This window comes from Nostoc sp. GT001 (genome assembly GCF_030382115.1).
In the GTDB taxonomy this organism is placed as follows: Bacteria; Cyanobacteriota; Cyanobacteriia; order Cyanobacteriales; family Nostocaceae; genus Nostoc.
Window position 1 is genome coordinate 2,141,170 of sequence record NZ_JAUDRJ010000003.1, and the last position, 12,155, is coordinate 2,153,324.

General features: G+C 41.9%; 14 protein-coding genes. 11 read left to right on the forward strand and 3 right to left on the reverse strand.

Going from position 1 to position 12,155, the window contains the following annotated elements; translation table 11 throughout:
• Nucleotides 1–184 precede the first annotated feature (184 nt).
• On the reverse strand, nucleotides 185–619 hold the full coding sequence (locus QUD05_RS12005) for a hypothetical protein (protein WP_289796244.1): 435 nt from the start codon (nucleotides 617–619) through the stop codon (nucleotides 185–187).
• Between the two features lie 119 nt (nucleotides 620–738).
• On the opposite strand from QUD05_RS12005, the gene QUD05_RS12010 reads away from it, so the two are divergent.
• On the forward strand, nucleotides 739–2,589 hold the full coding sequence (locus QUD05_RS12010; protein ID WP_289796245.1) for a S8 family peptidase: 1,851 nt from the start codon (nucleotides 739–741) through the stop codon (nucleotides 2,587–2,589).
• A 104-nt stretch (nucleotides 2,590–2,693) separates the two neighbouring features.
• On the forward strand, nucleotides 2,694–2,927 hold the full coding sequence (locus QUD05_RS12015; protein ID WP_289796246.1) for a hypothetical protein: 234 nt from the start codon (nucleotides 2,694–2,696) through the stop codon (nucleotides 2,925–2,927).
• On the opposite strand, the gene QUD05_RS12020 is transcribed toward QUD05_RS12015, so the two are convergent.
• Together QUD05_RS12020 and recA are read right to left on the reverse strand one after the other, a co-directional pair.
• On the reverse strand, nucleotides 2,914–3,237 hold the full coding sequence (locus tag QUD05_RS12020; protein WP_289796247.1) for a thioredoxin family protein: 324 nt from the start codon (nucleotides 3,235–3,237) through the stop codon (nucleotides 2,914–2,916). The two genes, QUD05_RS12015 and QUD05_RS12020, sit on opposite strands and share 14 nt — an antisense overlap.
• 386 nt (nucleotides 3,238–3,623) lie before the next feature.
• Nucleotides 3,624–4,703, reverse strand: coding sequence for a recombinase RecA (recA, locus tag QUD05_RS12025; protein WP_289796248.1), 1,080 nt, complete (start codon nucleotides 4,701–4,703; stop codon nucleotides 3,624–3,626).
• A 488-nt stretch (nucleotides 4,704–5,191) separates the two neighbouring features.
• On the opposite strand from recA, the gene QUD05_RS12030 reads away from it, so the two are divergent.
• From QUD05_RS12030 to QUD05_RS12070, 9 genes are all read left to right on the forward strand, one after another.
• The gene (locus tag QUD05_RS12030; RefSeq protein ID WP_289796250.1) at nucleotides 5,192–5,725 is read left to right on the forward strand and encodes a hypothetical protein; all 534 of its coding nucleotides are present in this window, start codon (nucleotides 5,192–5,194) and stop codon (nucleotides 5,723–5,725) included.
• 12 nt (nucleotides 5,726–5,737) lie between these two features.
• On the forward strand, nucleotides 5,738–6,178 hold the full coding sequence (locus QUD05_RS12035; protein WP_289796251.1) for a hypothetical protein: 441 nt from the start codon (nucleotides 5,738–5,740) through the stop codon (nucleotides 6,176–6,178).
• A gap of 8 nt (nucleotides 6,179–6,186) precedes the next feature.
• A complete protein-coding gene (locus QUD05_RS12040; RefSeq protein ID WP_289796252.1) occupies nucleotides 6,187–6,639 on the forward strand; it encodes an HNH endonuclease in 453 nt (150 codons plus the stop codon).
• A gap of 124 nt (nucleotides 6,640–6,763) precedes the next feature.
• Nucleotides 6,764–7,057, forward strand: coding sequence for a type II toxin-antitoxin system Phd/YefM family antitoxin (locus tag QUD05_RS12045; RefSeq protein WP_228012949.1), 294 nt, complete (start codon nucleotides 6,764–6,766; stop codon nucleotides 7,055–7,057).
• Nucleotides 7,044–7,325 (forward strand): type II toxin-antitoxin system RelE family toxin, encoded by a 282-nt coding sequence (locus tag QUD05_RS12050; RefSeq protein ID WP_289796253.1) that lies wholly within the window; start codon nucleotides 7,044–7,046, stop codon nucleotides 7,323–7,325. Before QUD05_RS12045 ends, QUD05_RS12050 begins: the two co-directional genes overlap by 14 nt.
• Nucleotides 7,326–7,386: 61 nt before the next feature.
• Entirely contained in the window at nucleotides 7,387–8,619 is a 1,233-nt protein-coding gene (gene xseA / locus QUD05_RS12055) for an exodeoxyribonuclease VII large subunit (RefSeq protein ID WP_289799942.1), read from the forward strand.
• Between the two features lie 147 nt (nucleotides 8,620–8,766).
• Nucleotides 8,767–8,994 carry an exodeoxyribonuclease VII small subunit gene (xseB, locus tag QUD05_RS12060; protein ID WP_289796254.1) on the forward strand — a complete coding sequence of 76 codons (228 nt, stop codon included), beginning with the start codon at nucleotides 8,767–8,769 and terminating at the stop codon, nucleotides 8,992–8,994.
• Between the two features lie 364 nt (nucleotides 8,995–9,358).
• Nucleotides 9,359–11,617 carry an ATP-binding protein gene (locus QUD05_RS12065; protein WP_289796255.1) on the forward strand — a complete coding sequence of 753 codons (2,259 nt, stop codon included), beginning with the start codon at nucleotides 9,359–9,361 and terminating at the stop codon, nucleotides 11,615–11,617.
• Nucleotides 11,614–12,093, forward strand: a complete 480-nt coding sequence (locus QUD05_RS12070; RefSeq protein WP_289796256.1) for a response regulator — start codon at nucleotides 11,614–11,616, stop codon at nucleotides 12,091–12,093. Before QUD05_RS12065 ends, QUD05_RS12070 begins: the two co-directional genes overlap by 4 nt.
• The last annotated feature ends 62 nt before the right edge of the window (nucleotides 12,094–12,155 follow it).

Genomic DNA, 12,155 nt, shown 5'->3' on the forward strand with positions numbered 1-12,155 from the left:
AAGGGTTTTGGATAACATATATTTAATTTATGGAGATGTTTAAAAAATGCTAGTCAAGTAAAAGCCATTCCAAAAAACATCTTTCCAATAAAAACGTCGTTGCCCATGAATCATATCACCACTAGCAATATCACTTTTTGACCAGAAATAGCCGTATTATTTGGAGCTTATAGTTTTAATATAACTACTGCTGTGGTTGCGATCGCAAGTCTTGTAATCGCCCCTGTAAAAACTTCCCCCATTCTGCTGCCAAAGGGATTTCTGTAAACGGAACCCGCACTGAGTTAGTAGATTCGGAAAATAAAAATTCTAATTCTATGGAACGACCTTTCTCCGGTGGATTGTTTACATCTACTGATTTTTCATTTACTAAAAACTGGATTTGTTTAATATCAAGCAAGGAGAATGTTTCTAGTTTAATCGGCCCTTGAGGTGTGGGTTTTCCCCAAGTGATATTGTTTTCTTTTTGACCTAATACAGCATAAATATCATACTTGGCCCGTTCAAATTGCTCTGCCCAAGTGCGATAGGCTTCGACTTTTTGATACTCCTTCGAGCCTTGCCAAGCCAACCAGAAAAACATTACTAACAGCGGCAACCACAAAAGACCACGTTCCATCTTTTAAAAAAATCCTCAGTCCTGAGTGAAACTTGTAACTAAAAGTGCAAAATCTACCAACAAGGGGCACAGATAAGTTATGGTATGAGCAAACTGGCAAAAAGCGGTGATGAGTTAATATGAGAAAACTTATATTATTGTGCTTGTTTGTCATTGGGCTGGGAACTGCCATATTTGGTTTCCTGAATTTTCAGGGATTGGCAGCTAAAGGAGAGTTTGAGACGATTTTGCTTGATTTTCGGGAAGATATTCCATCATCTGTGGTGGAACAAGATTTGCAAGCGATCGCCAAACAATACAACGTTACACCCCAATTAGACAACAAGTTTTCCAAAAAAGATAATGTGTATATTATCAAGGGCGATCGCCAACGACTCCAAGAACTGAAAAAATCTCAGTTCGCCCAAGCTACAGAATTCATTGAACCAAACTATATCTACAACAAGATTCCCCAACCAGGTGAAGCCGCTTGGCTAGGTGAATTTTTGCGACCCCAAGAAGATGAAGAAGCAAGTCCTTCATTAACTGGCCCTAATGACCAATATTACAGCAAGCAGTGGAACTTGCACAAAATCGGTGTTGAAGGTGCATGGAGTCAAACCAAAGGCAGTGGAATCACAGTCGCAGTTATTGACACCGGAATTACCAAAGTTCGTGACTTGTATGAGACAAAATTCGTCAAGGGCTATGATTTTGTTAACGACCGAGAAGAAGCCACAGACGATAATGGTCACGGTACCCATGTTGCCGGAACTATTGCTCAAGCCACAAATAACAAGTATGGCGTCGCTGGAATTGCTTACGAAGCCAGTCTGATGCCGCTGAAGGTACTCAGTTCTTATGGCGGTGGTACCGTTGCCGATATTGCCGAAGCGATTAAATTTGCTGCTGATAAAGGCGCAGATGTGATTAATATGAGCTTGGGTGGTGGCGGTGAAAGCCAGTTGATGAAACAAGCGATCGAGTATGCCCATAGAAAAGGTGTTGTTATTATTGCCGCAGCCGGCAATGAAAACGCCAATGGGGCAAGCTATCCAGCCCGCTATCCTTACGTCATCGGCGTTTCCGCAATTGGCCCAGATGGCGAAAGAGCGCCCTATTCTAACTTTGGTGCAGGGGTAGATATCTCTGCTCCAGGTGGTAGTGAAGCTGGTAAGATTCTCCAAGAAACTATCGACGAAAAGGGCGAAGGGGTATTTCTGGGCTTCCAGGGTACAAGCATGGCTGCTCCCCACGTTGCTGGTGTTGCGGCATTAGTCAAAGCTGCTGGTATCAAAGAACCAGATGAAGTTTTAAAAGTCCTCAAACAGTCAGCACGAGTCATTCAGGATGATGGTTTGAACTATTATGGCGCTGGACAACTCAATGCAGAAGCAGCAGTCAAACTAGCCTTTGGGGGGCAAATCAGTTTTCCAGATTTCTTCCGGTGGTTACGGGATAACGGCTATCTAAACCCCGGCTTTTGGATAGATGGTGGTGCAGTAGCACTGTTACCCAAGGTTTTAATGGTAGTTGGTTCCTATCTGCTGGCTTGGTTTTTACGCGTTTACTTCCCCTTCACTTGGAGTTGGTCTTTATCTAGTGGACTAATTGCTAGCAGTTCTGGGTTATTCTTCCTCAAGGGAATCTATATTTTTGATCTTCCTCAATGGCCTTTCCGGGTTTTGGGCAGTTCAATTCCCGAATTAGGCAATACTCTCCAGGGAACTGATGCGTTGAATCCCGTATTTGCCAGCGTATTGATTCCCATTGTGTTGATGGCATTGCTGCTGGGACATCCTAGTTGGAAATGGTTTGCCATTGGTTCAACTTTAGGTGTAGCCGCGTGCTTAACTACAAGTGCCTTTTTCGAGCCGACAGTTTGGGGATTGGGAAGTGGTAACTTAGCACGCCTCTTCCTCATTGCTAATGCCCTAGTCTGTTATGGACTTGTTCGTTTAGCATTGAAAAACGAAGAGAAAATTGCGTAAATTGAGAATGGGAAATCAATTTTTATAACTCCTAACTCTTGTAGAGACGCGATTAATCGCGTCTCTACTAATTCCCTACTCCCCACTCAGCACTCAGAACTGTTATGAGCATTACACTTACAGGTACAGTCGAACGTCGTGATATTGGTACAGGCGCATGGGCGTTAGTTACAGAAGAAGGTGTTACTTACGAAATCCTTAGAGGGGCTGACAAAGACTTACTCAAAGCCGGACAAAAAGCAAAAGTTAAAGGACAGGTGCGTGAAGATATCATGACAACTGCCATGATTGGCCCTGCCTTAGAGGTCAAATCTTTTGAGGTAATTAGTTCTGATTAGCTGTGGAATCCAGAACCTCTTGCAGACGGCTTCTAAACTCCCCTTTGGGATGACCTCCTTTTACTTCACCAACAATCTGAAATTCCCCCTCTGGAGAATTGCAGATGATGTAAGTAGGCCATCCCATTTCTGATTTATCGGGATATTGAGTCAATAAAATCTTGCGATACTTGCGGTAAGCATTCGTATCTTGCATTTTTACATCGATAAATTCTAAACCCAGTTCTTCAGCCACCTTTTTGTCATAAAAAGACATTTTGTGGCAGATGCCGCACTCTTCTGAAGAGAACTTAATTACAGCTAAACTCATGGGTTGGCTACTCTTTGATGATAAACAAAGTTTTTTAGCATAATGCCATGAAATAGTACCATATAGCTGGTCATTAGTGTCAATCTCAGGCTGAAACCCCGATCCAGTATTTTTCCCTAATAGTAGTCTGTTAACTTTAAATTGATGGGTTCATCGGTGACACATCAATTCAATGTCTACGATGGTCACTGAGCTTGTCGAAGTGCGGGCTACGCCTACGACAAAATATCAAGTAGGACGTGAAGATCAGTCTAAAGCTATTCAATATCTGGATTTAAGCTTGTATTTGACAATGCCTAAATCTCGTTTTAGAAAAAATAAGGTGCGTCATCTATCTTTGTAACGCACCATCTATTAGCAATTGCAGATTAATAAATCCACATTTTTTATTCTTCTGGCTCTAAATCGACTTCTTCCTCTTCATCTTCTTCACTGGCTTTAGCTACAGAGTTAGCAGAAACAACAGCGCCTTTATCTAACTTTTCACGCACCAGTTTCTTAATTTCTTCAGCAAATTCAGGCTTTTCTTCTAGATACTTAATGGCGTTGTCTCGTCCTTGCGAGATATTATCGCCGTTGTAACTATACCAAGCACCTTTGCGGATAATAATCCCAGTTTCTTCTGCTAAGTCAACAACACAACCCAAGGTAGAAATACCTTTACCAAAAATAATGTCAAATTCCGCTATTCTAAAAGGCGGCGCTACTTTATTTTTGGCAACTTTGACCTTAACGCGATTACCATATTCATCTGTGCCTTTTTTCAAGGTTTGAATCCGACGAATATCCAAGCGTACCGATGCGTAAAATTTCAATGCGTTACCACCAGTAGTAGTTTCTGGGCTACCGTAAGTAACACCGATTTTTTGACGCAACTGATTGATGAAAATTACTGTACAACCAGATTTACCAATATTCCCAGTAATCTTACGTAGGGCTTGGCTCATTAACCGCGCTTGTAGTCCAACATGGGTGTCACCCATATCGCCTTCAATTTCAGCGCGGGGAACCAGTGCTGCTACTGAGTCAATGACTACAATATCAACCGCAGCAGAGCGAACCAGCTGATCGACAATTTCCAAAGCTGATTCGCCGGTGTCAGGTTGCGAAATCAGCAAATTATCAATATCTACACCCAATGCAGCTGCATAAGTAGGGTCTAGGGCGTGTTCAGCATCAACGAAGGCAGCAATACCGCCATTTCTTTGCACTTCGGCGAGGGCGTGTAGCGCTACTGTAGTTTTACCGGAACTTTCCGGCCCATAAATTTCAATTACCCGACCTTTGGGTAAACCACCACCCAATGCTAAATCTAGGGTAAGCGCTCCACTAGAAATTGTTTCCACCCGCATCCGGGTAGCATCGCCCAGGCGCATGATTGCTCCTTTACCAAAGCTGCGCTCAATCTGGTTTAGCACCATAGTTAGTGCTTTTTGCTTGCCGGAAGTATCGGTGTTGATAGCCATTTCTGCCTCTAATGCCTCTTAATATATGGTTTTAAGGAGTGTTGCTCTGGGAGTTTGAGTAGAACAGATATACTATTTTAACCAGAAAATTCTGGAATAGGACTTCTCAAATCAAAAAAGGGGTGTGACAAGATCGTAACTCGATCGCTACCAGATTAGGGTAGTTTTGCACAATGATACCAACTTGCATTCAGAGATAGCTTTTTTTGGCTGGGTAAGCAAGGGTTTTCAAAGAAAAAATTACCTAAACAACTGACCTGACGCCATGTATATAGTTAGACTACTTGATTTTGGAGAGATAAAAGCTTAGTACAACGCGACGCGATCATAAACCGTTGAATTTTGCTCACTCACAACATAAACCGTAGTAGTCCCCGACATCGATAAGTTTAGTAAAGTTAGCGTTCTTCTTAAAGAGAGCCTGTTGGCATGGAAATTATATACTGATAGAATTGTGACATAAATCACATTTATTATTCTAAGCAAACGTGAATAAGTCACAGGCTATTAAGCTACTTGAAAGTGAGGCATGGACAAAAGCAGATGCTATGCGTGCGTTGGAAATAATTGACTTTAGTACCAATCCTGATGAAATTACCATTCGTAGAGCTATTTCGCGTTTTGCTGGTTCTGAATTAATTAAGCGTCAGCGTCTTCAGGCTGCTCAGAAAGGTCTGGTAACTAAGAAAACTAAAGAAATTGAGTTGATGGAGCAGGAATATGCTGCCAAAATTGACCAAGTTAAAAAGTATCCGAAACAGGAAAGAGAAAAATACGATGCTGAAATTAAAAGCTTGTCTCAGAGAAATAATATTTTAGAAGTTGAACTCAAGACAATATATTCTCAAAACAAAAATTTAACAGAAGTCAATGAACAACTCAAAAAAGACAATAAATCTCTAAAAAATTTAGTCGATCAAATTAGACTTAAGTTAGCTATGAATACTAAAGAAATTCTCAAATATGAAGATAGTGAAATTCGGAAAGCAGTAATTACTTTTTTCAAATGGACTTTAGGATAAAGCACTGAATATATGACCGATCAAAAAGGTAAAAAAAGGAATTTTAGAGGAATGAGTTATCGGGCTGTTCAACTCGCTAACTCAAAGAATCGGAGTAAGCTTCATGAGAAAGACCAAATTTGGCTAAAAGAAAACTTTTACAAGAATATTGGCTGGGACAATGTTGTTAGTCTTTATCAAAAAATAGAGGATTTTATAAATAATTATCATGTTGAAGAATTAACACTTGAAGAATTATTTATTGAAGCTGATAGGATTGGTAATAGATATCTCACTAATCAAGAAATAAACGAGTATAACCAAAGATTATCTAAAGAAGTTAATGAAGTTGCAGAAGAAATAGATAAGCAGTTTCCTGAGACAGAGATGGAATTTATTGATTTTAGTCAAAATACCAATATTAAATATAAAAATAAGCATAACCAAAAGACATATAGAACAGTAAAGCTTTAGCGGTAAATATGGTTAACATTGAAGACAAAGAACTTAAAGAATTATTTGCGTTTGCGGATACAATTGGCAACAAGCGTTATCACAGGCTAACTCATAAAGATTTTGAAACTTATAGGAAATTCGATTATTGGCGTTATATTAATGGTGATTTTGAGTGTGGAACAACTCAAGAAAGTAAAGATTGGGTAAGAGAAAATTCTAACTGGTATTGTCCAATTTGTGGATCTCACTACTCTGACAAAGGTGGTAAGACAATAGATCACAAGCTACCTCGGTCACAGTATCCTTGGTTATCAATGGAATTCAGGAATTTATGGGTCATTTGCCAGGTTTGTAACAAAGAAAAGAGTGAAATGCATTGGTATAAATATGAACACTATATATTTGTTCACTATCCGAATCTTTATCCTGCTGTGAAAATGGCACGCCCTAGCCAGTTACTCCAGTCTCTAAAGGATTAAATCAAATAGTGTAATCATCTATTGCTTTAATGTGTGTTGGGAAATCTAACATTCAATAATGAACACTGTATTATCTTGATCCAGAATTGAGTTCAGAAGAGTTATCTGCTAAAATATAGTCAAAATGTCTAAAATAGTCAAAATTGCTATGCAGACCTACACTCTCACAGATGCTCGTAACAAACACGGTGAGGTTTTTGACAAGGCTGCTACTGAGCCAGTTCTACTAACTAAGCAATCACGACCTAGCCACGTGATTATTTCAGCCGAGAGCTACCAAAAATTAATGAATCGGCTGGAAGAATTAGAGGATATGGTTTTCGGTCAAGCTGCTGAAGTTGCTCTGAGTCACTCCAAAATGATTGGTACAGAGGCTTTTACATCTGCATTAGAGCATTTAGCTAATGGCGAAGCTTGATGGTCTAGCAACTGTTCTTGATTTTCTGAACGGTTTACAGCCTAAAATAGCAGCACAGATTGCAAAAAAGGTTTTGGCTTTGAATGTTGAGCCTTTACCCGCTGATAGTGAGCAGCTATCTGGTTATCAGGGTTTATATCGAGTTGATAGTGGTGAATATCGAATTATTTACAGGTATTTTCCCGATCGCGATTTAATAGAAGTGATTTTAGTCGGTAAGCGCAATGATGATGATGTTTACAAAAGATTGAAGCGTTTACTCGGTTAAACTTCGGGTTTCATTAAAAATGCTAGAATCGCTCCAGCACAAATGCTTTCAGGCATCTTTGATGACTCTCGACTTTCCCGACTCTCTGATTCTCGATACGGCGCTTTCGGTATCTGGATTAACTGACTATATCCGCTTGCTGTTAGAGCAAGATGAACAATTGCGGCAAGTTTGGGTAACTGGCGAAGTTTCCAGTGCTAACAACCATCGCAGTGGGTTGTTTTTCACGCTGCAAGATCCCGATCGCACCGCCGGAATTAAGTGTGTAGTATGGAATAGCCAATTGCCAAAACTCGCCCAAATGCCTGTTCCTGGTGAACAGATCATCATTTTGGGCAGCATTCGCCTATATCCGCAACGGGGAGAGTATCAGTTATCAGTTTGGCAGACTCTACCTGCTGGTGTTGGTTTACAGGCGTTACGCTATCAACAACTCAAAAATCGCTTGCTGGCTGAGGGGTTGTTCGACGCGCAAAGAAAGCGATCGCTCCCGATTCATCCCCAAACGATCGCTGTCGTCACTTCTCCAACGGCTGCTGCTTGGGGTGATATTCAAAAAACCTTGAAGCAAAGGTATCCAGGTTTACACGTTTTATTTTCTCCCGCGACCGTACAAGGCGAGCAAGCACCAGAATCTATCGTCAAAGCAATTGAGCGCGTGGAAAGAGATGGACGCGCTGAAGTGCTAATTTTATCGCGTGGTGGTGGCGCGGTGGAGGAATTGGCTTGTTTTAATGATGAACGAGTAGTGCGATCGCTTGCTAATTGTTCTATTCCGATAATTACTGGGATCGGCCATCAACGAGATGAATCTTTAGCAGATTTAGTCGCAGATGTATGTGTGCATACACCCACTGCGGCGGCGGAAATGGTTGTACCAGCACTTTCAGAATTATATACTGAGCATCGGCAGCGAGTTGTCGCTTTACATGAGGCGGTGCATGACTTTAAAGAAAATGCTGAGAATAAACTGCAAGTATTACGTAATCGTTTGCGACGTTTGCGGTTAGATCGGCAAGTGCAGCAGGAAGTGGAAAAGCTAGCTTGGAAGCGTCAGCATTTGGTGCAAATTACCACGGGGCGATCGCAGCAAGCAACGCAGCATTTAGAATTATTGCGGCAGAAGTTGGCTAGTCTTGACCCGAAAGCGGTGTTACAGCGTGGTTATGCGGTGGTGAGAAGGGAAGATGGAGCGATCGCTCGTTCGGCGGCGGAGTTGGAAGTGGGAGAAGAGTTAGTGATTCAGTTGGGGCAAGGTGGAGTTAAAGTGAAGGTTATGGAAATAAATAAATGAGTAATGAGTAATGAGTAATGAGTAATGAGTAATACCCATTACTTATTACTTATTACTCATTACTTCAAAATTAAAGACAGTTGGGGTCTTGAACCCTTGAATTTACGATAAACGAACCCCCAAGACGCCAAGGACGCAGAGAGTTTAATGGTTAAACGTAAGAGTGCTTCTACTTCTGAGGAAGGTTGGAATTATGAGGCAAAAGTTGCTGAAATAGAGGGGATTATTACTCGCATTGAGGCGGGTGAGTTGGAATTGGAAGCTGTGTTTGACCAATTTGCCACTGCTGTAGAATATTTGCGTCAGTGCGAAGGTTTTTTGCAGCAGCGACAACAGCAGGTAGATTTGTTGATTGAAACATTAAGCCAAGAGTAGAAGCCAGAGCCTCAATTTGAGTCTAGGCTAGTAGTGTGAATACAGGAGTTTGCTTTTAGGTGAGGTACAAAATACAGGACTCAAAATCTCAGATATAACGCAATACAGTTCAGAATGAGCAACAAAACACTTGTAGAGACGGCGATTTATCGCGTCTAAATCCGCGTCACAAAATTAATTACGAATTACGAATTACGAACTTGTACTGAGCGTCTTGCCCTGAGCGAAGCCGTAAAGCCTGCGGCATAGCTACGCTTCGGACGCAGCCTCTCGTAGAGAAGGGAGCTGAAGTATTACGAATTACGAATTACGAATTACGAATTATTTAAGCCAGAGTTCTAATGAGGAGTTGGATAAACAGAGAATGACTGATGAAATCATTGATTTGACAAACTGCGATCGCGAACCGATCCACATTCCCAGTTTGATCCAGCCTCACGGGGTTTTACTAGTTTTGCAAGATCCCACCCTGGAAATCCTTCAGGTGAGCAGTAATAGTCAGGCAGTTGTTGGTCGTCAACCTGATGAATTGCTAGGCAAGCCGCTATCAGATTTACTCAATGTCAAGCAGATCAAACTAATTCAACAATGTCTGGCAGAGGATTTTGAGAGCGTTAATCCCCTCAATTTATCCATCAAACATCAAAATAAATTAATTCATTTTGATGGCATTGTCCATCATTTAGATACTATTATTATTCTCGAATTAGAGCCGAAAAAAGCGAAGGGAAAAACAGGCTTTTTTGACTTCTATCAACAGGTAAAAGGAACCATCACCCGCATTCACAAAGCACCAACGCTGCTAGAAATGTGCCAGATTGTGGTGACAGAAGTCCGGCGAATTACTGGTTTCGATCGCGTCATGGTCTATCGATTCGATCGCGAAGGGGCAGGTAGTGTCATCGCTGAAGACACCAATCAGGAAACACCCTATTTGGATTTACACTATCCGCCTTCTGATATTCCCAAGCAAGCCCGACAACTATACATCCTCAACTGGCTGCGGCTAATTCCAGATGCTAGCTACCAGCCTGCCACCTTAATTCCAGCAAACAATCCTTTAACAAATCAACCGTTGGATCTCAGTCTCTCGGTGTTGCGGAGTGTTTCTCCGATTCATCTAGAGTACCTGGAAAATATGGGCGTGACCGCCTCTATGTCTATTTCTCTGATGCACGAGCAAAAGCTTTGGGGATTGATTGCCTGTCACCATTCGTCACCCAAATATATTTCTTACAATATCCGCACCATCTGCGAGTTCATTGGACAGGTGATGTCTGTGGAACTGGCAAATAAAGAAGCAAGTGAAGATATTGATTACAAAAGCCAATTAAAGTCATTGCAAACTCAATTTGTCTCAGGCTTGTCTCAGGCTGAGTATTTCCTGGATGGCATGGTGCAAATGAAATCTCAATTACTCAATCTGGTCAGCGCCACAGGAGCGGTGATATGTAGTGGCGACCAGTATATTCAAGTGGGTAAAACACCATCGGAGTCAGAGATTCACGCCTTACTTGATTGGATTAAACCTCAACTGCATCATAACTTGTTTGAGACGCGATCGCTCACGAAAAATTACCCTGCTGCCGAATCATTTCAAGCGATCACTAGTGGCGTGTTAGCTCTGGAAATTTCCAAAGTTCACCACAATTACATTCTCTGGTTTCGCCCAGAGGTAATTCAAACGGTGAATTGGGGCGGCAACCCCAACAAGCCTGTAGAAGTTTTCTCAGATGGCAGTTTAAGAATGTCTCCTCGCAAATCCTTTGAATTATGGCAAGAAACGGTGCAAGGATCTGCCCTACCCTGGAAACCCTGTGAAATTGAGGTGGTTACTGAACTGCGAAGCCTGATTGTGGGCGTTGTGTTACGGCAGGCAGACAAACTGGCATCGATGAATTTTGAATTACAACGGAGTAACGAAGAACTTGATTCTTTTGCCTACGTTGCCTCCCATGACCTAAAAGAACCGCTGCGGGGCATTCACAACTACGCTAACTTCTTAATGGAAGACTATGCAGACATACTAGATAGCGATGGAATGGCGAAACTGCAAACCTTGGTGCGGCTGACGCAGCGAATGGAAGACTTAATTAATTCCCTCCTCCATTTCTCGCGGTTGGGACGCGCCGAACTGGTCAGGCAATCAGTGAATCTAAACGAGTTAGTGCCCCAAGTAATCGCCACCTTGACCATTTCTCGACCGCAGAGCGAAGTTGAGTTTCGCATTCCTCAAGCCCTGAAGAGCGTTCAAGGCGATCGCGCTCAAATTAATGAACTCTTCAGCAACCTGATTAGCAACGCCATCAAGTACAATGATAAACCTGAGAAATGGGTCGAAATAGGTTTTATTGAAGGGAATGGAGAAAGAAAAGTTGCTTCTACTTCTCTAACTTTCTACGTGCGTGATAACGGCATTGGCATCTCTCAAGAGCATCTCGACAAAATCTTTGAAATCTTCCGCCGCTTACATGGACGGGACGAATTTGGCGGTGGAACTGGGGTAGGGTTAACCATTGCCCGCAAAATTGTGGAACGTCACGGTGGTAGAATCTGGGTGGAATCTACACCAACTGTTGGTAGTACATTTTACTTCACCCTGTCAGCGGAGGCAAATATATGACTCAGATTTCAGTCTCCCCGATGCAGCAAACGCCACTACTTTTAATTGTCGAGGATAGCAACGAAGACTTTGAGGCACTGCAACGATTTTTAGGGCGATCTACCATTGCGATCGCTATTCAGAGGTGTGTAAATGGGGAACAAGCCTTGGCGTTTCTTTATCGATCTGGCAGCTATGTAGAGCGCCAGAGTGCGCCCCGTCCCGGCTTGATTCTGCTTGACTTGAACCTGCCTGGAACCGATGGACGAGAAGTGTTACGCCGGATTAAACAGGATGACAACTTGAAGATGATTCCGGTGGTGGTGTTTACTACCTCTAACAATCCTAAAGATATTGAAGTATGCTATCAATATGGTGTCAACAGCTATATTGTTAAACCAATCAATTTTGCTCAACTGAAAAGAGATATTCAAATGCTCGTGGAATATTGGTTTGAAGTAACGACATTGCCTGATTACTCGCAGGATTCGTTATGATAAAATCTTTAGATAGGTGAGGATTTTAGCGCTATTTTTAAAACACTAAGAGACTTCCAAAT

What these genes read in the sequence shown, in the direction of transcription:
- QUD05_RS12005 (WP_289796244.1), bottom strand. Translation starts at nt 619, where the DNA reads ATGGAACGTGGTCTTTTGTGGTTGCCGCTGTTAGTAATGTTTTTCTGG.
- QUD05_RS12010 (WP_289796245.1), top strand. Translation starts at nt 739, where the DNA reads ATGAGAAAACTTATATTATTGTGCTTGTTTGTCATTGGGCTGGGAACT.
- QUD05_RS12015 (WP_289796246.1), top strand. Translation starts at nt 2,694, where the DNA reads ATGAGCATTACACTTACAGGTACAGTCGAACGTCGTGATATTGGTACA.
- QUD05_RS12020 (WP_289796247.1), bottom strand. Translation starts at nt 3,237, where the DNA reads ATGAGTTTAGCTGTAATTAAGTTCTCTTCAGAAGAGTGCGGCATCTGC.
- recA (WP_289796248.1), bottom strand. Translation starts at nt 4,703, where the DNA reads ATGGCTATCAACACCGATACTTCCGGCAAGCAAAAAGCACTAACTATG.
- QUD05_RS12035 (WP_289796251.1), top strand. Translation starts at nt 5,738, where the DNA reads ATGACCGATCAAAAAGGTAAAAAAAGGAATTTTAGAGGAATGAGTTAT.
- QUD05_RS12040 (WP_289796252.1), top strand. Translation starts at nt 6,187, where the DNA reads ATGGTTAACATTGAAGACAAAGAACTTAAAGAATTATTTGCGTTTGCG.
- QUD05_RS12045 (WP_228012949.1), top strand. Translation starts at nt 6,764, where the DNA reads ATGTCTAAAATAGTCAAAATTGCTATGCAGACCTACACTCTCACAGAT.
- QUD05_RS12050 (WP_289796253.1), top strand. Translation starts at nt 7,044, where the DNA reads ATGGCGAAGCTTGATGGTCTAGCAACTGTTCTTGATTTTCTGAACGGT.
- xseA (WP_289799942.1), top strand. Translation starts at nt 7,387, where the DNA reads ATGACTCTCGACTTTCCCGACTCTCTGATTCTCGATACGGCGCTTTCG.
- xseB (WP_289796254.1), top strand. Translation starts at nt 8,767, where the DNA reads ATGGTTAAACGTAAGAGTGCTTCTACTTCTGAGGAAGGTTGGAATTAT.
- QUD05_RS12065 (WP_289796255.1), top strand. Translation starts at nt 9,359, where the DNA reads ATGACTGATGAAATCATTGATTTGACAAACTGCGATCGCGAACCGATC.
- QUD05_RS12070 (WP_289796256.1), top strand. Translation starts at nt 11,614, where the DNA reads ATGACTCAGATTTCAGTCTCCCCGATGCAGCAAACGCCACTACTTTTA.